This window comes from Vogesella lacus, from assembly GCF_979366295.1.
Map to the genome: position 1 here is coordinate 195819 of NZ_CEETQT010000002.1, position 21521 is coordinate 217339.

The window sequence follows — 21521 nt, forward strand, 5'->3', positions numbered from 1 at the left end:
AGCCGGTGACGGTCAGCGCGCCGTCGGCGTCGCTGTCGTTGGCCAGCACATTGCCGGTGGCGTTGCTGTCTTCGGCGACGGTGTTGCTGTCAGCCACCAGGCTGGCCGCGTCGTTGTCCGGGGTGACGTGGAAGGTCAGCGTGTTCGGGGAGCTATCGAAGGCGCTACTGCTGTCCTGCACGCTGAAGCCGATCTGCGCGTAGTTCTGGCCGTTGCCGTTCTCGGCAGGTTTGAACACGAGTTTGCCGGCAGTCAGATCGGCGGCGCTGATGATTTGACCGGCGCTGACGGCTACGCCGTCCAGCAGCAGCTGGCCCTGGGCCGGCAGGCTGTCGATACGGACGGCTTGCAGGCTCTGGCCGGCATCGGCATCCCGGAAGCCGAAGTCTGCGGCGCCCAGGGCTTGCTCGCTGTCTTCTGCCAGGGTGAAGGTCTTGTCGGTGCCGTCCGGCGCGGTGTTGTCACCGATGGTGACGGTGAGGATGGCGGTGTCGCTGCCGTCTTTGCCGTCGCTGATGGTGTATTCGATCTGTACCGCACCGGTGACGTTGGTCGCCGGAGTGAACTTGAGGGTGCCGTCGGTATTGATGCTGACGGTGCCTTTGGCCGGGTCAACGTTGGCCGCCGTGACGGTCAGGGTATCGCCATCGATGTCCTTGTCGTTCACGAGGACGGCGATGTTGTCGAGGGCGGTGTTGATGGCGGTAGTGGCCACGTCGTCTGCGGCGACCGGCGTATTGTTGGCTGGCGGGGTCTTGTCGCCGACCGTCACGGTCAGGGTGGCGGTGTCGCTACCGCCCTTGCCATCGCTGACGGTGTAGCTGATCACAACCGGTCCGGTCACGTCGCTTGCTGGGGTGAACTTGAGGGTACCGTCGGCATTGATGACCACGCTGCCTTTGGTCGGGTCAACGTTGGCCGCAGTGACGGTCAGGGTATCGCCATCGATGTCCTTGTCGTTCGCGAGGACGGCGATGTTGTCGAGGGCGGTGTTGAACGGCGTGGTGGCCACGTCGTCCGCTGCCACCGGCGTGTTGTTGGCTGGCGGGGTCTTGTCGCCGACCGTCACCGTCAGGGTGGCGGTGTCGCTACCGTCCTTGCCGTCGCTGACGGTGTAGCTGATCACAACCGCACCGGTGACATCGCTTGTCGGTGTGAACTTGAGGGTGCCATCGGCATTGATGACCACGCTGCCTTTGGCCGGGTCAACGTTGGCCGCCGTGACGGTCAGGGTATCGCCGTCAGCGTCCTTGTCGTTATCGAGTACCGCGATCTTGTCGAGAACGGTATTGAACGGCGTGGTGGCCACGTCGTCCGCTGCCACCGGCGTATTGTTGGCCGGCGGAGTCTTGTCGCCGACCGTCACCGTCAGGGTGGCGGTGTCGCTACCGCCCTTGCCGTCGCTGACGGTGTAGCTGATCACAACCGCACCGGTGACATCGCTTGTCGGTGTGAACTTGAGGGTGCCATCGGCATTGATGCTGACGGTGCCTTTGGTCGGGTCAACGTTGGCCGCCGTGACGGTCAGGGTATCGCCGTCAGCGTCCTTGTCGTTCACGAGCACCGCGATCTTGTCGAGAGCGGTGTTGAACGGCGTGGTGGCCACGTCGTCCGCTGCCACCGGCGTATTGTTGGCCGGCGGAGTCTTGTCGCCGACCGTCACCGTCAGGGTGGCGGTGTCGCTACCGCCCTTGCCGTCGCTGACGGTGTAGCTGATCACAACCGCACCGGTGACATCGCTTGTCGGTGTGAACTTGAGGGTGCCATCGGCATTGATGACCACGCTGCCTTTGGCCGGGTCAACGTTGGCCGCCGTGACGGTCAGGGTATCGCCGTCAGCGTCCTTGTCGTTATCGAGTACCGCGATCTTGTCGAGAACGGTATTGAACGGCGTGGTGGCCACGTCGTCCGCTGCCACCGGCGTGTTGTTGGCTGGCGGGGTCTTGTCGCCGACCGTCACCGTCAGGGTGGCGGTGTCGCTACCGCCCTTGCCATCGCTGACGGTGTAGCTGATCACAACCGGACCGGTCACGTCGCTTGCCGGGGTGAACTTGAGGGTGCCGTCGGTGTTGATGCTGACGGTGCCTTTGGCCGCGTCAACGTTGGCCGCCGTGACGGTCAGGGTATCGCCATCGATGTCCTTGTCGTTCGCGAGCACCGCGATCTTGTCGAGAGCGGTGTTGAACGGCGTGGTGGCCAAGTCGTCCGCTGCCACCGGCGTGTTGTTGGCTGGCGGAGTCTTGTCACCGACCGTCACCGTCAGGGTAGCGGTGTCGCTACCGCCTTTGCCGTCGCTGACGGTGTAGCTGATGACTACCGGACCGGTCACGTCGCTTGCCGGGGTGAACTTGAGGGTGCCATCGGCATTGATGATCACGCTGCCTTTGGCCGCATCAACGTTGGCCGCCGTGACGGTCAGGGTATCGCCGTCAGCGTCCTTGTCGTTATCGAGCACCGCGATCTTGTCGAGAGCGGTGTTGAACGGCGTGGTGGCCACGTCGTCCGCTGCCACCGGCGTGTTGTTGGCTGGCGGGGTCTTGTCTGCAATAGTTACGCTTGCCGGTGTAGCATCTTCCTTGCCCTGATTATCTACAGCTGCGTAGTTAAAGCTTGCAGAACCATTCCAGCCAGCATCCGGTTTGAATACCAGTGACGCACTATCCCCCGAGGCCGGGATGATATCGCCGGCACCCACTTCTTTTCCGTTCAGATACAACTTGCCACCAGCAGGCGTACCTTTGAGGACAAAGCCGCTCACCGCGCCATCAGGATCACTACCACTCAGTGTGATAGCTACCTCAGTGCTGGCTTTGTCTGTGGTAACCGTGCGATTGTCCGTTTCCGGCCCGATGTTTTCGGTTACCGCCACTTTGACTGTAATGGTATCGGTACCACCTTTGCCGTCGCTGACCGTTACGGTAAAACTATCGTTACCAAAAAATTTGTCTTTCGGGGTGTATTCCCATGTACCGTCGGCGGATACGGTCACCGTACCGTTGGCCGGGTTGCTAGCCTTGCTGAATACCAGCTTGTCGCCATCAACATCGAATGCCTGCAAGGTACCGCCTACCGGGGTTTTCTCGCGGGTTTTTGCCGAAATATCATCACCCAGCGGCTTGCTCTCGCTATCGACAAACTCTGGCGCATCGTTGACCGGGGTGATATTCACGTTGACGGTGATGGTATCCGTGCCGCCCTTGCCATCACTCACCACAACGGTGAAGGTATCCTGGCCGTTGTAGTCCTTCTTCGGGGTGTAGATCCAGCTGCCATCTGCCGCAACGGTGACCGTACCGTTAGCCGGGTCGCTACCCTTGCCAAAGCTCAGGGTGTCACCATCGACATCAGTCGCATTGACCTTGCCACTGACAGCCTTGTCCTCTGGCGTGGTAACACTCAGATCAGCACCCAGCGGCTGATTATTGTCGTCAACGAACTCTGGATTGTCGTTGACCGGCTTGACCGTCACATTGATGACGAGCGTGTCTTCACCGCCGCGGCCATCGGTAACGTTGACAGTAAAGCTGTCGCTGCCGTTGTAATCCTTGTCCGGCACATAGCTCCAGCTGCCGTCGACATTGACGATCAGCTTGCCGTGAGTCGGGTCGGTCAGTTTGGCATAGGCGAGTTGATCGCCATTGGCATCGACGGCAAACAGATTGCCGGACAGGGTATTGTCTTCATCAGTGCTGACTGCAAAAGTACCGCCCAGCGGCTGGCCGCTGGCCTGATCGACAAACTCGGGAGCCTGATTGCCGGTTTCAGCCAGGCTGTAGGTGTTGCCACCACTACCAGTGGCATCTGTGCCGCTGGCCAGAGACAGGGGCTGCACACCCTCGGCGACACGATTGATGCGGATAAAGCTGTTGCCGCCGTCTTCGCCACCGGCACCGTTAAGGCCTGCCGCCGTCGCTTCGAGATCGGCCAGTGGGTCCTGGCCCGCTTCGAGGGCGGCCAGGATTTTTTCTGCTTCGGTAGTCAGTGGCTGGATGGCGGCATCGGTCTGGTCGACAGGGTTGGCCGCAAGCACCTCCTCGGTCAGCAGCACTTCTCTTGGATCATCCAGCTTGACCAGCTGACCATCGGCCAGTTGCAGCTCAAGCTGGGCACCTTCGGCCACAATCAGTCGTTCGCCGGCGCGGACGATATCGCCCAGTTGCAATACACGTTCACTGCCATCAGCGGCAATCGCGATGACTTTGCCAACCAGGGTAACGACTTTGCCTTCAGCGGCGACGGTTTGGGCTGCGGTGGTCATGATCCAGATTCTCCAGACACAAATAGATATGCTGGAGAGCTTAGGCCGACCTTGCCAGTTCGACTACTGTACTAAAGGGCAGTACTGACAGCAGTTTTAAGCAGCGGCTAATTTCAATAGCAGCTGTACGCGGTCATGCACACCGAACTTGGCGAAAATAGCTGTCAGATGTGCCTTGACCGTGCGCTCGGAAATATCCAGTTCACGTGCAATCAGCTTGTTGCTGGCACCGAGGCGCAATTGCGCAATCACTTCCTTCTCACGCTGGGTCAGCTCGACAGTCTGTACGGCGTCGGGTTTGCTCAAGGCACCAAAACGCTCGCACAACTGCTGCATCAGGCTGCTGCCCACCCAGATTCCGCCGGACTGCACCACCGTCAGTGCCTGCCGTAAGGTTTCTGCTTGGGCATAGCCATGCAGATAGGCCACCGCACCATGTCCGAGCCAGGCTACGGCGTCGGCGTCAACTGGCTGCATGCTGAGAATGATGACCTTGACGCGGCCAAGCTCACCCCGGCACAGGGCCTGCAGACTGGCCCTGTCCTGTTCGTCAGCATCCACCCACAGGATGTCGCCTGCCTGCAAGGCATACTTTCCGGGCAGATGATCAAGACTGGCAACGACTTCGACAAAACAACCCAGTGCTTCGGTCAGATGATTACGCAGGGACTGACTCGAGGTCAGCAATAGACTAAACATGCTCAACGCTCGCTCAATGCCTGGGCTTTGGCCCGCAATACCGGTTTCAGCAGATAGCTGAGTACGGTTTTCTCGCCGGTAATGATGTCAACCTCGGCCGTCATGCCCGGGATGATGGGCAACTTGCCATCGCCAAACCCCGCCTTGTCGGTCTGCACCCGTACCAGATAATAGGTATTACCCTTGTCATCGGTAATCGAGTCTGCACCGATTTGCTGAACCTGACCTGCCAGCCCGCCGTAAACAGTCGAATCATAAGCAGTAAAACGCACAAAGGCTTTCTGCCCCGGATGCAGGAAGGCAATATCCCGTGGCAGGATCTTGGCTTCGATCAGCAGCGACTCGTCCAGCGGTACGATCTCGATGATGTCGCGGCCCGGTTGCACCACGCCACCAACGGTATTCACCAGCAGTCTCTTGACCTCGCCACGCACCGGCGAGCGGATTTCGGTCAGCTTGACCTTGTCTTTCAGCGCTACACTACCTTCGGACAGCGCGCCCATCTTGGCCATGGTTTCCGACAACTCGGCACTGGCCTGGTTGCGGAAGGCGAGCTCAACCTCCTGGATCTTGCGATTGGCCTCGGCAATCGCCGCCTGGATGCGCGGTACCTGTGCTGCCGCCATATCACGCTCGCCACGATAGCGGGCGACATCGCGCTCCAGACGCAGGATATCCACATCCGACACGGCACCGGATTCGCGCAGCGGCTTGGTAACCGCCAGCTCGCGCGCGGTCAGTTCCAGGCCCTGATTAGCCTGACTGCGCCGGGCGATGGCTTCGTTAAGCTCCTGCGTACGCTGTGCCAGCTGTTGACGTGCGATACCCAGATTGGCATCCAGCTCGCTGCGACGCGACTGGTACAGATCCATTTCCTGACGGGCGATATCAGGAGCTGCCGCACGCACTTCTTCCGGCAGATTGAAAGCCGAACCTTCGGCCAGCGCACGCAGACGTGCAGCCTTGGCCTGTAGCGCCACATTTTGCACCTGGCTTTCGCGCAGCGACGACACAAAACGGGTGTTGTCCACCTGCAGCAACAGTTGGCCGCGCTCGACGATATCGCCTTCTTTCACCAGAATCTTCGACAACACCCCGCCGTCCAGGCTCTGCAGCCGCTGGATCTGGCTGACCGGCACCACCTTGCCCTCGCCGCGCGCCGACTGGTTGATGGTGGCGAACGCGCTCCACAAAATGGCAACCACCATGAAACTGCCTATGGTCCACAGGAACAAGCGCGGCCGCTTCGGGCTTTGCTCCATGATGGCCCAATCGGCATCGGCCACAAAATCCTGCCTGTCCTGCAAGTCCTTGGCGCTTGCCCACTCCAGCATTCTGCCCAGCAGACGATTGAGCACCGCCTGCATACGAGACCACAATCCCTTGCCCATCATGCGCCCCTCCCTACCTTGCCTTGCTGCAAGGCAGCGATCACTTCATTCTTCGGGCCATCCGCCAGAATCTGCCCACGGTCGATCACGATGATGCGGTCGACCAGATCGAGCAGGGTGTTGTGATGGGTCACCAGAATCATGGTTTTACCCGTCGAGATATCGCGCAGGGTTTTCTTGATGGCCGACTCGGTCGTGTGATCCATATTGCTGGTCGGCTCGTCCAGCAACAGTATCGGCGGCGCATTCAGCAGTGCGCGCGCAATGGTGATCGCCTTGCGCTGGCCGCCGGACAGCGACTCGCCGCGCTCGCCGATGATCATGTCAAAGCCTTCCGGATGGCTATTGACGAATTCGGACAGGCCGGCCAGTTCAGCGGCGGCGTTGATGCTGGCATCGTGGACATGCGGCTGGCCCATACTGATGTTCTGGCGCAATGTGCCATAGAACAGAATAGGGTCCTGCGCGACATAGCCGATATGCCGGCGCAGCTCGGCCGGGTCGATCTGACTGAGGTTGATGCCATCAATGCGCACCGAGCCTTCCTGCGGCTGATACAGACCCATCACCAACTTCTGGATGGTGGATTTGCCCGAACCGACCCGCCCAAGAATCGCCACGCGCTCGCCGCGACGAATGGAGAAGGACACATTGCTCAGCGCACCCAGCGGGCTGCCCGGATAGTTGAAGCTGACATTGTTGAATTCGATGTCGCCGCTAAAGTGCGTGCGATGGAAAAACGATGCCTCATCCGGACGTTCACTAGGCATCTGCATCAGGCCTTCCAGCGAGGTCAGCGAGGACTTGGCATTGCTGTACTGGGTCATCAGGCCGGCAACCTGGCCCATCGGCGCCAGTGCACGGCCGGCCAGCATGGTCGTGGCAATCAGGCCACCCATGCTCAACCATTGCTCGCGAATCAGATACACCCCCAGCACCACGATGCTGACGGTCATCAATTGCTGCACGAAGGCCGAGAAGTTCATGGTCAGCGAGGACAGCAGCTTCAGCCGGCTGCCGACTTGCGCCAGATAAAGCGTGGCTTTCTCCCAGCGGCCTTGCAGCTCGCCTTCGGCACTGATGGTCTTGATGGTTTCCAGTGCCGTCAGGGTTTCGACCAGATGGGCATTGCGCTGGGCACCGGCACGGAAGGTGGTCTCGGTCAGTTCCTGCATACGGCCCTGCACCACAAAGGCAAAACCGACCATCAACACAATCGCAATCAGCGGCGGCAACACCAACCATGGCGAGATCCACCCGATCACCAGCAGGAACAGCAAGGCAAACGGCAGATCGATCAGTGTGGTGATACTGGCCGAGGCAATAAAATCGCGGATGGTTTCGAATGCACGCAGGTTGGCCGCAAAGGCACCGACCGACGCCGGCCTCGCTTCGAGACGGATGCCCAGCACCCGCTCCATGATCAGCGCCGACAGCATCACATCGACACGCTTGCTGGCCAAGTCGAGCAAATAACCGCGCACCAGCTTCATGATCAGGTCAAAGCCCAGCATCAGCAGCACGCCCAGCGCCAGCACCCACAGCGTCTCGAACGCCATATTGGGGATGACCCGGTCGTAGACATTCATGCTGAACAGCGGGAAAGCCAGCGCAAACAGATTGATGAAGAAGGCGGCAATCATCGCATCGCGATACAGCGGACGGCCTTCGTAAATCGCATGCCAGAACCAGTGTTGGCCGCGCGCCTTGCTCAGCTCCGGCACCCGTTTGTCAAAACGGAAGCGCGGCTTGACCAGAATCGCAATACCGGAATATTGCGCGGCCAACTCTTCACGCGAGAACTCGACGACAGACTCCAGCAGCTCGGCCGGGCTGATGCGGTAAACACCATCTGCCGTCACTTCATGCAGAATGCAGGCCTGATTGTCCTGCAGCAACAAGACGGCCGGCAGCATCGCCGCCGGCAGATTATCAAGAGAGCGGCGCAATACACGAGACGTCAGGCCGGCACGGCGTGCCGCCCGGGAAAACATCGCCGGGCTGAGCTGGTTGTTTTCCAGCGGAATACCGGCAATCAGCGAGTCACGCGTGGTGGCAATGCCATTACGCCGCGTCAAATCAAAAAGACAATCCAGTAACGGATCGCTGTGCGTGGCACGCTCTCCTATGCCCTGCCGACCAGAATTCTGCATGCCCCGATCTTCCCCAAAATTTTCCATGCCGTGAACGCCGCCGGTATTTGTCTAGTTGTAAAGATAATCCAAAGAATCTGCCGGCCAGCTTATGTGCGCAGATTATATGACCAACAACTTAAAACAGCAATTCGCTTTAAATTAGATGTAAGTCAATATTTAAAATAAATCAGCAATAAAAGGAGGGCCGCAATGCGGCAACCTCCTTTTTGAATCAGCTCTGCGCAGCCAACTGCAAGCGCTTTGCCCTGACATAAAGCACAACGCAGGCAAAGAACACTACCGTCAGCAGGACTTCCAGCATCGCCAACTGCTGTGACAAACCCTTGTCAGACCAAGCCCGCATCACGCCCTCACCAAAATAGGCGAGGATGAACATGCTCGACCACTGGTAGGTATAGACACGCTCTTTCAGGATGCCCATCAGTGGCAACAATAGCACTACTGCCTTGATAACCAGAAAAGAGCCGCCCGGACGCAAGGGTGCCAGCCACAACTCCCAGGCCAGACTTAACAGGATGAGGGCAATCAGCGAGCTGACTGCCCCCCAGTGAAACAACAAGGGTTTATTCATTCACGGCCTCTTGCGCCGCTGTCTTGCCACGCCCCAGCAGCACGGCCATCAGGATGCCGGCCTCGTACAACAGCCATAGCGGCACCGCCATCATCACCTGCGACAATACATCTGGGGGCGTCACGACCGCAGCCACGACAAAAGCGCCAACAATCACATAAGGCCGCCCTTCACGCAACTGCTCCAGCGTCACGATACCCATGCGATGCAGCAGGATCACCACGATAGGCACTTCGAAGGTCACGCCAAACGCGATAAACATGCCGAGCACAAATGACAGGTACTTGTCGATATCGGTCATCATCGACACACCCTCAGGCGTGACCGAACTCATGAAACCGAACACCACCGGGAAAACGGCGAAGTAGGCAAAAGACATACCGACCAGGAACAAGATAATGCTGGAAACCACCAAGGGCAGAATCAGCTTCTTTTCATGGTTGTACAGCCCCGGCGCAACAAAGGCCCAGATCTGGTACATGGTATTCGGCAGCGACAACAGAAAAGCCACCAGCATGGTGACTTTCACCGGCACGAAGAACGGCGCCGTCACATCGGTGGCAATCATGTTGGCACCGGCTGGCAGTACGTCCAGCATCGGCTTGGCCAGCAGATGATAGATGTCACCAGACCAGTGAAACAGCCCGAGAAAACAGACGAGGAGGCCAATGACAATGCGCACCACCCGGGTGCGCAACTCGATCAGATGAGCTAACAGCGGTTGTTGTTCAATCATTCGGAAGTCTTGCTAGTAGACGGGCGCTCGGCAGGCGTCGGGTTGGCCGCATTGAACAGATCCAGCTGGCCTTCATCGGCATGAGCCGGTGCCGCCGCGCCTTTACCATCGGCATCAGCCGCTTTGTCCACTGGAGAGGTCGCCGCTTCGATCAGGTCGCCGACATCGGCTACGCTTTCTTTCACCGGTTCGCTGACTGCCTGCACCTGCTGCTGTACCGATTCTTCGACCTGATAACCGATCTGGCGGACATCGTTGACCTCGCTCTCGATACGGGTGCGGAACACATTGGCCGCATCCTGTACATCACGCTTGAGATCATCGAAACCAGCCATCTGGCTTTGCTGGTGAATGTCGGACTTCACACTGGAGACAAAGCGCTGGGCGCGGCCAACCAGAGCACCGATGGTACGAGCGACAGTAGGCAGGCGCTCCGGCCCCAGTACCACCAGGGCCACCACGCCAATAATCATGATCTCGCCAAAGCTGATCTCGAACACGGCTTATTTCTTCTGGCTATCGTTTTCGGCGTCGATCACACGGCCGGCCGGCTCGGCAGGCTTGTCGTCCTTGCCTTCATTCATGCCTTCCTTGAAACCCTTCACCGCACCGCCCAGATCCTGGCCGATATTGCGCAGCTTCTTGGTACCGAAAACCAGCACTACTACCAGCAAAACCACCAACCAGTGCCAAATGCTGAAAGAACCCATGACCCATACCTCTTGATGTTGTGCGGGCTGTGCCCGATTTGAATATTTTAACGGTTACCGTAGACATGAACGTGCAGGTGAAATACCTCCTGCCCGCCGCCGCGACCGGTGTTGATCGCGGTCTTGAAACCTTTTTCCAGTCCGTGCTCGGCTGCCAGCTTCGGCGCCAGCAACATCAGCTTGGCCAGCATCTCGGCATGCGTTTCATCGCAATGCGCGAGCGAATCAACGTGCTGCTTCGGAATCAGCAGCAAATGCACATCGGCTGCCGGCTTGATGTCATGAAACACCAGCACGTCTTCGTCTTCATACGCCTTCTTGGACGGAATCTCGCCCGCGGCAATCTTACAGAAAATGCAATCAGTCATGTCAACCCCTCGCCAGCGCAATGCTTACTGGCGCGATTTCTTTTCATCAATGCCGGAAATGCCTTCGCGACGCTTGAGTTCGACCAGCACGTCTTCCGGACGCAGACCGTGATAAGACAGCAAGATCATCGAGTGGAACCACAGATCCGCCACTTCGCGCACCAGGTGCAGCCTGTCCTTGTCCTTGGATGCCATCAGTACTTCGGCAGCCTCCTCGGCCACCTTTTTCAGAATGGTATCCTCACCTTTGTGAAACAGCGACGCCACGTAAGAGGTAGTCGGGCTGGCTTCCTTGCGGGCATCCAGCGTGTCACCGATGTGTTGCAGTACGTCAGCGGCAATCATGTGCTTCCTTTCCGGCCAGGCGGCCAGTATATGTCCATTGTGTGACATTCAGGTAACGGTCTGTATCAGGGTCAACCCTTGGCCTTGTCGCCTTCGCTGTAGATCTGCTGCGGGTCCTTCAGCACCGGATCGGTCACCTGCCACTCACCCTCCTGCCAGACGCGATAAAAACAGCTTTCGCGCCCGGTATGACAGGCAATGCCGCCGTGCTGTTCAATCTGCATGGTGATCACGTCGCCATCACAATCGAGGCGCAGCTCTTTCACGTATTGCAGATGGCCGGACTCCTCGCCCTTTTTCCACAGCTTCTGGCGCGAACGCGTCCAGTAATGGGCAATGCCGGTTTCGGCGGTCAGTTGCAGCGACTCGCGGTTCATATAGGCAACCATCAGCACACGGCCGCTTGCCGCGTCCTGGGCAATCGCCACCACCAGCCCCTTGTCGTCCCACTTCACTTCATCCAGCCAGCTTTTGCTATCCATGCGGCCAACCTTTACAGACGAACTTCGATGCCCGCCGCACGCATCGCTTCTTTCGCCTCGCGCACGGTGTACTCACCGAAGTGGAAAATACTAGCAGCCAATACCGCGTCTGCTTTGCCCAAGGTCACACCTTCTACCAGATGCTGCAGATTACCGACGCCGCCGGAGGCAATCACCGGCACCGACACCGCCTCCGAGACGGCACGGGTCAGCGGCAGGTTGAAGCCGATCTTGGTGCCGTCGCGATCCATGCTGGTCAGCAGGATTTCACCGGCACCGTATTCGGCCATTTTTGCCGCCCACTCCACCGCATCCAGCCCGGTCGGGTTACGGCCGCCGTGGGTGAAAATTTCCCAGCGATCGTTTTGCGGCGTCACCGCCTTGGCATCCACTGCCACCACAATGCACTGGCTGCCAAACTTGTCGGCAGCCTCGCGCACCAGATCGGGGTTGGTTACCGCCGCGGTATTGATGCTGACCTTGTCGGCACCGGCATTCAGCAAGCGGCGAATGTCCTCCACCTTGCGTACGCCACCACCGACAGTCAGCGGGATGAATACCTGCTCGGCCACCGACTCGATCACATGCAGGATGATGTCGCGCTGGTCCGAACTGGCAGTGATATCGAGAAAGGTAAGTTCGTCTGCGCCCTGCTCGTTGTAGCGTTTGGCAATTTCTACCGGGTCACCGGCATCACGCAGACCGACAAAATTGACGCCCTTGACGACACGACCGGCGGTCACGTCCAGGCAGGGGATGATACGTTTGGCTAGAGACATGGTGTTTTGTACTGAAGGTTGGCCGCAAGGCTTGCGGCCAACCTTGGAGGTTATTTCAAACTGCCTCAGGCCTCGGACAGTTCGTCAGCCAGGTCCTGGGCAGCGGCGAAGTCGATGCTGCCCTCGTAGATCGCGCGGCCGGTGATGGCGCCTTCCACGCCCTCATGCTCGACCGCACACAGCTTGCGGACATCATCCAGATCGGTCAGACCGCCCGAAGCAATCACCGGCACGGTCAGCGCCTGCGCCAGCTTGACGGTGGCCTCGATATTCACGCCGTTCATCATGCCGTCACGGCCGATGTCGGTATAAATCACCGAGTTCACGCCATAGTCTTCAAAACGCTTGGCCAGATCGATCACATTATGGCTGGTCACCTTGGCCCAGCCATCGATGGCAACCATGCCATCCTTGGCGTCGAGGCCGACAATGACCTGACCGGGGAAGGCATCGCAGGCATCATGCAAAAAGCCCGGATTCTTCACCGCAGCCGTGCCGATGATCACGTATTTCAGGCCGAGATCGAAGTACTTCTCGATGGTGTCCAGATCGCGGATGCCGCCGCCAAGCTGCACCGGAATCTCGTCGCCGACCGCGGCAAGAATGTCGCGGATCACGCCCAGATTTTTCGGTTTGCCGGCAAAGGCACCATTAAGGTCGACGAGGTGCAAACGGCGTGCGCCCTGTTCCAGCCAGTGACGCGCCACGGTAACGGGATCGTCGGAAAACACGGTGGATTGGTCCATATCGCCTTGTTTCAGGCGCACACATTGACCGTCCTTGAGGTCGATAGCAGGTATCAGCAGCATGATGCTTACAGAATATTGGGTTCGTTAGACTGTGCCATCCCAGGCGAGGAAGTTCTTCATCATCTGAAGCCCGGCCTGGTGACTCTTCTCTGTGTGAAACTGCGTGGCAAAAATATTGCCACGTCCGACGATACAGGAAAACCGTTCGGGATACTCGCTTTGCGCAAGGGTTAGCTGATCCTCATCAGGTGCGAAGTGGTAACTGTGCACAAAATAGAAACGTTCGCCATCGGCAATGCCGGCAAACAGCGGATGTGGCACGTTCTGGTAAACACGATTCCAGCCCATATGCGGCACTTTCAGGCGCTCGCCTTGGGCATCGACAAGGTTGGCCGCAAAGCGTTTGACCTTGCCGGCAAACAGGCCAAGGCCGGCGGTATCGCCTTCCTCGCTGTGTTCAAACAACAGCTGGGCACCGACGCAGATACCGAAGAAGGGCTTGTTCTTCGTACTCTCCAGTACCGCCTCGGCCAGACCATGAGCGCGCAGCTCGCGCATGCAGTCCGGCATCGCGCCCTGGCCGGGAAAGATCACCTTGTCGGCCTTGATCACCTGCTCCGGATCGGAAGTCAGGAAGATGTCGGCCCCGATGTCGTTCACGAATTGCACGGACTTCAGCACCGAGTGCAGATTGCCCATGCCGTAATCAATGACGGCTACTTTCATATCAGCCTTACAGGGTCATGTTCGGGGTATGGCAGAACTCCAGCACGATGCCCGAAGGGTCGTGAAAGAACACCGCGTAATACCCGGGGTTGTAATCGTACTCAGCCGGTGCATCCGTCACCTCGGCACCGATAAGCAGCAATAGCGCATGCAGCTCATCGACCGCCGCTCGCGACGAGGCATTGAAAGCCAGATGCTGCAGGCCAATGCCGTAGCGCTGGAAACCGGCTTGCGGTGAACGGCTTTGCTGCAGATAGATCTCGTAGTTACCGACGACATAGGCTCGCGAATCACTTGAGCGACGCGGCTGCCAGCCCATGGCCGGCATGATGCGATCGTAGAACGCCAGCGAGGCATCCAGATCCGCCACGCACAGACAGAGGTGATTGAGGCCAGCGATACCCGGCTGCACGGTACTCATGCGGTCAGCGTGCCTTTGGTTGACGGCGTCTGGCCGGCCATGCGCTCGTCCACTTCGACAGCCATGCGCAGTGCGCGGCCGAAGGCCTTGAACACGGTCTCGGCCTGATGGTGGCTGTTGACGCCGCGCAGATTGTCGATGTGCAGCGTCACCATGCTGTGGTTGACGAAGCCGTGGAAGAATTCGCTGAACAGATCCACGTCAAAGCTGCCGATACAGGCGCGGGTAAACGGGATGTGATATTCGAGGCCGGGGCGGCCGGACAGGTCGATCACCACGCGGCTCAGCGCCTCGTCCAGCGGCACATAGGCGTGGCCATAACGGCGAATGCCCTTCTTGTCGCCGATAGCCTTGGCAAATGCCTGGCCAAGGGTAATGCCGATATCTTCCACCGTGTGGTGGGCGTCGATATGCAAATCACCGCGCGCCTGCACATCGAGGTCAATCAGGCCGTGGCGGGCGATCTGGTCCATCATGTGGTCAAGAAACGGCACGCCGGTGTCGAAACGGCCAATGCCGGTGCCATCCAGATTCAGGCTGATGGTGATCTGGGTTTCAAGGGTATTGCGGGTAACGGTAGCGGTACGCATGGTGTGGTCAGGCAAAAAAGGATTCGATGGCCGCCAGCATGGCGGTATTTTCTTCGGGGCTACCGATGGTCAGCCGCAGGCAGTGCGTCAATAAAGGATGGCCGCCATGCAGGCTTTTCACCAGAATGCCGGCCGCCTTGAGATGGGCAAACAGCGCCGGCGCATCAGGCAGCCGCACGGTGATGAAATTGGCTTCGGACGGATAGACCGTCAGCGCCGGCAATCCGGCCAGCGCTGTGGCCAACCTTGTCCGCTCGTCGCGCAGCAAGGCTGCCTGCTGCTCGAAGACTTCCAGATGTCGCAGCGCGAAACGGGCGGCGGCCTGGGTCAGCACATTGATGTTGTACGGCGGGCGGATCTTGTCGAGCTGGGCAATCGCATCAGGATGACCAGCGGCATAGCCCAGACGCAGGCCGGCAAGGCCAAGTTTGGACAAGGTACGCAGCACCACGAGGCGCGGATGGCTGCCGGCCAGATCCATCAGGCTGTCAGCAGCAAACGCCTGATAGGCCTCGTCCACCACCACGATGCCGGGCGCTGCGTCCAGCAGCGTCAGGACTTCGTCACGCGCAAAACGCGGGCCGGTCGGATTGTTCGGGTAAGAGACAAACAGCAGCGAAGGTTGATATTCGGCAATCGCCGCCAGCGTGGCCGGCAAATCGAGCGAGAAATCGGCGTTTAGGCTGACACCGGCGTAACGCAGGCGAGAGAACTGGGCATTGAGCTTGTACATCACGAAGGATGGCTCGAGTGCCAGCATGCAGCTGTCTTGCGGCATCGCCTGCGCCAGCAAGGTAATCAGCTCGTCCGAGCCATTGCCGAGGATCACGTCCGCCGTCGCCGGAATGGCGAAGGCGTGCTTCAACTGGTCTTTCAGCCCTGCGCCGTGCGGGTCGGGATAACGGTTGATGGCGACAGTGGCCAGCTCGGCCGCCAGTGCCTGTTGCAACTCGGCTGGCAAGGGAAACGGGTTTTCCATCGCATCGAGCTTGATCAGGCCGGAAGCATCGGCCACGTGGTAGGCAGACATCGCCTGAAGGTCAGGTCGGAACAGTTGCTGTATAGACATTTGTACGGTCAATTCTCGCCGGCGGGAGGCCGGTGGAACTGCCGGCAAAGCCCGACGCATTCAGATCACAAGGTTTTCATCCTACCTGTTTTGGCAGGCCGCGGCCAACCTTAATCCGCAAGGTTGACCGCCAGACATCATTTCATTTATTGCTCGTCCAGCCGCAGCTCGGCGGCACGGGCGTGGGCAGTCAGGCCTTCGCCATGCGCGAGAATGCTGGCGATCTTGCCCAGCTTTTGCGCGCCGGCGTGCGAGACGCGAATCAGGCTGCTGCGTTTCTGGAAGTCATACACCCCCAGCGGGCTGGCAAAACGCGCGGTACGGCTGGTCGGCAGCACATGATTCGGGCCGGCACAGTAGTCGCCGAGGCTTTCCGAAGTAAAACGACCCATGAAGAAGGCACCGGCGTGGCGCAAGCTCGGCAGCCAGGCATCCGGCTCGGCCACCGACAGTTCCAGATGCTCGGGTGCGATGTAATTGGAAATCTCGCAGGCTTCGGCCAGATCCTGCACCTCGATCAGGGCGCCGCGATTGGCAAGGCTCTGCTCGATAATCGCGCGGCGCGGCATCTCGGGCAGCAAGCGCGCGATGCTGGCTTCGACTTTGGCAATGTAATCGGCCGACGGGCACAGCAGGATGGCCTGGGCGATTTCGTCGTGTTCGGCCTGACTGAACAGATCCATCGCGATCCAGTCCGGATCGGTGTCTCCATCACAGATCACCAGAATTTCGGACGGGCCAGCCACCATGTCGATGCCGACCACGCCGAACACGCGGCGCTTGGCAGCAGCCACATAGGCATTGCCCGGGCCGGTAATCTTGTCGACCTGCGGCACACTGTCGGTACCGTAAGCCAGCGCGGCAACCGCCTGCGCGCCACCACAGGTGAACACCTTGTCCACCCCGGCGATGAAGGCTGCGGCCAACACCAGATCATTCTTTTCGCCATTCGGCGTCGGCACCACCATGATGATTTCACCCACGCCCGCCACCTTGGCCGGCATGGCGTTCATCAACACCGAGCTCGGATACGCGGCCTTGCCACCCGGCACATAGATGCCGACCCGATCCAGCGGCATCACCTGCTGGCCCAGCAAGGTGCCGTCCTCGTCTTCGTAGCTCCAGCTATGCGCCAGCTGCTTCTCGTGATAGCGACGCACGCGCTCGGCGGCGGCGGTCAGCGCCTCGCGCACAGCCGGTTGCAAGCGGTCGTGCGCGGCTTGCAATTCTTCGCGGCTGAGGGTCAGCTCGGCCATGCTGGTGGCCTGCATGCGGTCGAAACGGTTGGTGTATTCGACTACCGCGGCATCACCACGCGCTTTCACGTCCTCGCAAATCGCGGCAACGGCCGCGTCTACGGCCGGATCTTGTGCAGTTTCAAACGCCAGCAGCGCCTTGAGGCGCGCGGCAAAATCGGGTTGTCGGGATGACAGGCGTTGCATGAGGCAGGCTCCATAAGCTTGCGGCCAACCTTGCTGAAGGTTGGCCGCACGCGGATTGTCAGGGCTTGATGACGGCAGTAAAGGCGTCCAGCACCGGCTGGATGGTGCTGTACTTGAGCTTGAGCGCCGCCTGATTGACCACCAGCCGCGAGCTGATGTCGATGATGTGCTCGACCGCCACCAGATTGTTGGCCTTCAGCGTGCCGCCGGTCGAAACCAGATCGACAATCGCGTCGGCAAGGCCAACCAGCGGGGCCAGCTCCATCGAGCCGTAGAGTTTGATGATGTCGACGTGCACGCCTTTGGCGGCAAAGTGGTCGCGCGCAATCTGCGGGTATTTGGTGGCGATTTTCAGACGCGCACCGCGTTTGACGGCGGCATCGTAGTCAAAACCGTTCTCGACCGCGACCATCATCTTGCACTTGGCGATGTTGAGGTCCAGCGGCTGGTACAGGCCGTCGCCACCGTGCTCGATCAGCACATCACGGCCGGCGATACCCAGATCGGCCGCGCCATACTGCACATAAGTCGGTACGTCGGAGGCACGCACAATCACCAGCTTCACGTCCGGATGATTGGTGCCGATGATCAGCTTGCGCGAGGATTCCGGCGCCTCGGCCGGCACAATGCCGGCAGCGGCAAGCAAGGGCAGGGTTTCTTCAAAAATCCGGCCTTTGGACAGAGCAATGGTGAGTTTCATGATGGTTGTGCAATGCAGAAAAACGTTGCTCAGCGTACCAGAGCCCGGCGCTCCCGCTCAAGGTTGGCAACATAACGTTGCACCAAGGTTTCACGCGCTGTATTCATATTGCTGAAATAACACCCGACTCTCACCGATTCCTGGCCATTTTTGTGCTGGATTTTCATCAGGTGACGTACTTCCATCTGCACTTGCAGCACACCGAAGGGCTTGAGTTCCATGCTGACGTGATAGACATCACCGGTTTTCAGCAAGCTGGCCTGGGTCGTCGACAGCACCAGCGCCATGCCGCCGATACTGATATCCGCCACCGGGAACTGCAGCTCGCCTTGCGGATGATCGCTGAGGGTACACAGCACCGGATTGGCAATCGGGGTCGGCACACGGAAAAACTCGCGGCGCTGCAGCTTGATCAGCTGGACAGGCAGATCGACCTCGAATGCGGCACCGCCTTCAAAGTCGATAAGGCGTGGAGCACCGGTAGCAAACTGGGTCTTCACCCCGGCCGGAGAACAGACAAAGATATTGCGCTCGCTCTGCTGAAAGATGCGATTGGCTGTCTCGTTGGCACCCCAGTCCAGCACCATGGTTTTGGCCTGGGCATCCAGCGACAGGATGCGCGTCAGGATGAAGGATTTTCCCTTGTTGGAAAACACCGTCACCATCTGGCCATGCTGGATGATGCTGCGCAAATGCTGGGCGATTTCGCCGGGGCTGGTCAGCGTGTATTTGCTCAGATCAATCTCGGCCGTCGCCTGGGAACCACCCTGCTTGTTTTCTTCAGTCACGATATGACGCCTGCAATACCAAAGAATGATTCGAATGATATATACAGTTTACTTCATAAGAGACTGGACATCATGCGCTATATCCACGGCCGCGGTGCCATAGGGCAGATAAACGCTTAACTTGCCTTCGCGGTCCAGCAGATAGCTGCCGGCACTGTGGTCTACGGTGTAACTCTTGCTGTCCTGCACGCCCTGCTTCTGCGCAATCACCTTGTAATGACTGGTGACCTTGTCGATATCAGCCTGGCTGCCGGTCAGCCCGACAAAACTGGTATTGAAATGCGGCACATAACCGGCCAGCAGCGCCGGCGTATCGCGCTGCGGGTCAACACTGATAAACAGCACTTGCAGATCTTTGGCCTTGTCACCTAGCAGTTTGCTGACCTGCGCATACTCGAGCATGGTAGTCGGGCAGATATCGGGGCAATGGGTATAGCCAAAGAACAGCGCTACCACCTTGCCGCGATAGGCAGACAGCGCATGCGGCTTGCCGTCATGACCGGTCAGGGTGAAGTCGCCGCCAAACTCTGCGCCAGTGATATCGGTGCCCTTGAAACTGGGCTTGGGCTCGCCAGGGCTGCAGGCGGCCAACGTCAGGGCAAGAACACTCAGGCAAAGCAGGCGCAAGACATTCATTCAGGGGCTCGTCAGGGGCAGGTAAAGATATTTGTCCAGCAGCAAAGCGGCAAACAGCCAGGCAAGATAATGGATGGACCAGCGAAAACAGCTTCTGGCGGTGGCGTCAGCATAATGACGGTGCAGACGCAGGGCAAGCTGCACGAAACGGCCATTCAGCAGCAGTGCCACCAGCAGATACAGCAGGCCGGCCTCACGTATCGCCACCGGCAACAGCGTAACCGCCGCCAGCAGCAAGGTGTACAGCACGATGGACAAGGTCGTGAAGGCTTGCCCGTGCGTGACGGGCAGCATCGGCAAGCCGGCACGCGCATAATCCTCGCGCCGGTACAGGGCCAGCGCCCAGAAGTGCGGCGGCGTCCAGGTGTAGATGATCAGGAACAGCAGCATCGCCATCACGCTGATGTCGCCACTCATTGCCACCCAGCCCAACAGCGGTGGCATCGCGCCGCTGGCCCCGCCAATCACGATATTCTGCGGCGTACTCGGCTTGAGCAGCACGGTGTAGACAATCGCGTAACCGACAAAAGTCGCCAGCGTCAGCCATGCGGTCAGTGCATTGACCCAGACAAACAACAGCCCCATGCCCGCCAGCAAAGCCAAAGCGGCCACCGGCAGAATCTCGCCCAAACCCAGCTCGCCACTGGCACTGGCACGACCGGCAGTGCGGCGCATGCGGGCATCGACCGTGCGCTCGACCACGCAGTTGATCATCGCCGCCGCCCCTGCCACCAGTGCAATGCCCAGTGTCGCGGCCAACATGCGCCCCGGCTCGGGCACGCCAGGCACCGCCAGCCACATGCCGATAACGGCACAGAAAACGATCAGCGCCACCACCCGTGGCTTGGCCAGTTGCCACAATGCGCGCCAGCGCGGCCGATACAGTTGCAGACCCGAAGCATTCATCATCCTCTCCCCCTCGCCCACGCCAGTTGCCAGGCAGCAACCGTCCGCACCCTGACTGCCACAGCCAGCTGCAAGGCCGCCGCCAGCAACAGCATCGCACCGATGTTATGCATGACCGCCAGTGGGAATGGCAGCATCAGCCAGACGTTGGCCGCACCCAACAGCACTTGCAGCAACAAGGCCATGCCCAGCAAGCGCAGCCGCCCGCGCAAGGCCGGCCAGCGCCACAAGAACAGCATCAGCAAAGTGATATACGACGCCAGCAGCAAGGCCCCCAACCGGTGGCTCCAGTGAATGGCGGCCAACTGCGCCAGCGACAGTGGCGTGCCGTCGGCACTCTCGCCCAGCTCGCGCTGCCAGTGAAAGGCATGGGCAAACTGCAAATCAGGCGGTATCAGGCTGCCGTTACAGGACGGAAAACCCTGACAGGCGAGCGCCGCATAATTGCTCGACACCCAGCCGCCCAGTGCAATCTGACCCAACACCAGCAAGGGCAAGAGCCAGCACAGCAGCGCCAGTCGTCGTGGCAAGGGCTGGTGATCGTCCGGGGCAAACCGCCACCAGGCCAGCAAGGCGACGATGCTCATGCCACCCAAGAGATGCGCGGTCACGATTGCCGGCTTCAGCAGCAAGGTCACTGTCCACATGCCCAGCATGCCCTGCAACAACAGCAAGAGCAGCAGGCCCGCCGCCTGCCAGCCCTGCTGCCGGCGACGCCAGGCCAGCCAGCACAGACCCAGCACCAGCACGCCCAGTGTCGAGGCCAGATAGCGGTGGATCATTTCCTTCCACGCCTTGCCGGCCGATACCGGCCCCTCAGGGTTGGCCGCAACCGCGGCGGCGATATGATCGGCCGCATGATGTGGCGACAGCTGGCCATAACAGCCCGGCCAATCCGGACAGCCCAGCCCGGCATCAGACAGGCGGACATACGCCCCCAGCGGCACCACGACACAAGCCAGCAGCAAGGCCAGCAGCAGCAAACGCTTCATCTCGCCC

23 protein-coding genes are annotated in these 21521 nt (G+C 59.6%); all 23 read right to left on the reverse strand.

Annotation, left to right across the window (positions count from 1 at the left end; all coding sequences use genetic code 11):
- Positions 1–4258: retention module-containing protein (locus tag ACZ9W6_RS03185; protein ID WP_465189634.1), on the reverse strand; the 4258-nt coding region annotated here is incomplete at its 3' end.
- A 96-nt stretch (positions 4259–4354) separates the two neighbouring features.
- Positions 4355–4957 (reverse strand): response regulator transcription factor, encoded by a 603-nt coding sequence (locus ACZ9W6_RS03190; RefSeq protein ID WP_465189635.1) that lies wholly within the window; start codon positions 4955–4957, stop codon positions 4355–4357.
- 2 nt (positions 4958–4959) lie between these two features.
- The gene (locus tag ACZ9W6_RS03195; protein ID WP_465189636.1) at positions 4960–6351 is read right to left on the reverse strand and encodes an HlyD family type I secretion periplasmic adaptor subunit; all 1392 of its coding nucleotides are present in this window, start codon (positions 6349–6351) and stop codon (positions 4960–4962) included.
- Positions 6348–8501 carry a type I secretion system permease/ATPase gene (locus tag ACZ9W6_RS03200; RefSeq protein ID WP_465189637.1) on the reverse strand — a complete coding sequence of 718 codons (2154 nt, stop codon included), beginning with the start codon at positions 8499–8501 and terminating at the stop codon, positions 6348–6350. Before ACZ9W6_RS03200 ends, ACZ9W6_RS03195 begins: the two co-directional genes overlap by 4 nt.
- A gap of 214 nt (positions 8502–8715) precedes the next feature.
- Entirely contained in the window at positions 8716–9075 is a 360-nt protein-coding gene (locus tag ACZ9W6_RS03205; RefSeq protein WP_465189638.1) for a DUF2069 domain-containing protein, read from the reverse strand.
- A complete protein-coding gene (gene tatC, locus ACZ9W6_RS03210) occupies positions 9068–9811 on the reverse strand; it encodes a twin-arginine translocase subunit TatC (RefSeq protein WP_465189639.1) in 744 nt (247 codons plus the stop codon). The genes ACZ9W6_RS03205 and tatC overlap by 8 nt, the downstream gene beginning before the upstream one ends.
- Positions 9808–10311 carry a Sec-independent protein translocase protein TatB gene (tatB, locus tag ACZ9W6_RS03215; protein ID WP_465189640.1) on the reverse strand — a complete coding sequence of 168 codons (504 nt, stop codon included), beginning with the start codon at positions 10309–10311 and terminating at the stop codon, positions 9808–9810. The genes tatC and tatB overlap by 4 nt, the downstream gene beginning before the upstream one ends.
- A 3-nt stretch (positions 10312–10314) precedes the next feature.
- Positions 10315–10521 (reverse strand): Sec-independent protein translocase subunit TatA, encoded by a 207-nt coding sequence (tatA, locus tag ACZ9W6_RS03220; RefSeq protein ID WP_465189641.1) that lies wholly within the window; start codon positions 10519–10521, stop codon positions 10315–10317.
- A gap of 47 nt (positions 10522–10568) precedes the next feature.
- Positions 10569–10889 carry a histidine triad nucleotide-binding protein gene (locus ACZ9W6_RS03225; RefSeq protein ID WP_465189642.1) on the reverse strand — a complete coding sequence of 107 codons (321 nt, stop codon included), beginning with the start codon at positions 10887–10889 and terminating at the stop codon, positions 10569–10571.
- Positions 10890–10913: 24 nt separating this feature from the next.
- Complete coding sequence (locus ACZ9W6_RS03230; RefSeq protein WP_465189802.1) at positions 10914–11231, reverse strand: phosphoribosyl-ATP diphosphatase; 318 nt, start codon at positions 11229–11231, stop codon at positions 10914–10916.
- A gap of 74 nt (positions 11232–11305) precedes the next feature.
- Entirely contained in the window at positions 11306–11716 is a 411-nt protein-coding gene (gene hisI, locus ACZ9W6_RS03235) for a phosphoribosyl-AMP cyclohydrolase (protein ID WP_465189643.1), read from the reverse strand.
- An 11-nt stretch (positions 11717–11727) separates the two neighbouring features.
- A complete protein-coding gene (gene hisF, locus ACZ9W6_RS03240; RefSeq protein WP_465189644.1) occupies positions 11728–12495 on the reverse strand; it encodes an imidazole glycerol phosphate synthase subunit HisF in 768 nt (255 codons plus the stop codon).
- Positions 12496–12560: 65 nt separating this feature from the next.
- Positions 12561–13304 (reverse strand): 1-(5-phosphoribosyl)-5-[(5-phosphoribosylamino)methylideneamino]imidazole-4-carboxamide isomerase, encoded by a 744-nt coding sequence (hisA, locus tag ACZ9W6_RS03245; protein ID WP_465189645.1) that lies wholly within the window; start codon positions 13302–13304, stop codon positions 12561–12563.
- Positions 13305–13328: 24 nt separating this feature from the next.
- The gene (gene hisH / locus ACZ9W6_RS03250; protein ID WP_465189646.1) at positions 13329–13970 is read right to left on the reverse strand and encodes an imidazole glycerol phosphate synthase subunit HisH; all 642 of its coding nucleotides are present in this window, start codon (positions 13968–13970) and stop codon (positions 13329–13331) included.
- A gap of 7 nt (positions 13971–13977) precedes the next feature.
- Positions 13978–14391 (reverse strand): VOC family protein, encoded by a 414-nt coding sequence (locus ACZ9W6_RS03255; RefSeq protein ID WP_465189647.1) that lies wholly within the window; start codon positions 14389–14391, stop codon positions 13978–13980.
- A complete protein-coding gene (gene hisB / locus ACZ9W6_RS03260; protein ID WP_465189648.1) occupies positions 14388–14981 on the reverse strand; it encodes an imidazoleglycerol-phosphate dehydratase HisB in 594 nt (197 codons plus the stop codon). Before hisB ends, ACZ9W6_RS03255 begins: the two co-directional genes overlap by 4 nt.
- 7 nt (positions 14982–14988) lie before the next feature.
- On the reverse strand, positions 14989–16050 hold the full coding sequence (gene hisC / locus ACZ9W6_RS03265) for a histidinol-phosphate transaminase (RefSeq protein ID WP_465189649.1): 1062 nt from the start codon (positions 16048–16050) through the stop codon (positions 14989–14991).
- A gap of 146 nt (positions 16051–16196) precedes the next feature.
- Complete coding sequence (gene hisD / locus ACZ9W6_RS03270; protein ID WP_465189650.1) at positions 16197–17492, reverse strand: histidinol dehydrogenase; 1296 nt, start codon at positions 17490–17492, stop codon at positions 16197–16199.
- A gap of 58 nt (positions 17493–17550) precedes the next feature.
- Complete coding sequence (gene hisG, locus ACZ9W6_RS03275) at positions 17551–18192, reverse strand: ATP phosphoribosyltransferase (RefSeq protein WP_465189651.1); 642 nt, start codon at positions 18190–18192, stop codon at positions 17551–17553.
- Positions 18193–18221: 29 nt separating this feature from the next.
- On the reverse strand, positions 18222–18980 hold the full coding sequence (locus tag ACZ9W6_RS03280; protein ID WP_465189652.1) for a flagellar brake protein: 759 nt from the start codon (positions 18978–18980) through the stop codon (positions 18222–18224).
- A gap of 48 nt (positions 18981–19028) precedes the next feature.
- Positions 19029–19616 (reverse strand): SCO family protein, encoded by a 588-nt coding sequence (locus ACZ9W6_RS03285; RefSeq protein WP_465189653.1) that lies wholly within the window; start codon positions 19614–19616, stop codon positions 19029–19031.
- A complete protein-coding gene (gene cyoE, locus ACZ9W6_RS03290) occupies positions 19617–20525 on the reverse strand; it encodes a heme o synthase (RefSeq protein WP_465189654.1) in 909 nt (302 codons plus the stop codon).
- On the reverse strand, positions 20522–21514 hold the full coding sequence (locus ACZ9W6_RS03295; RefSeq protein WP_465189655.1) for a COX15/CtaA family protein: 993 nt from the start codon (positions 21512–21514) through the stop codon (positions 20522–20524). The genes cyoE and ACZ9W6_RS03295 overlap by 4 nt, the downstream gene beginning before the upstream one ends.
- Positions 21515–21521: the final 7 nt, after the last annotated feature.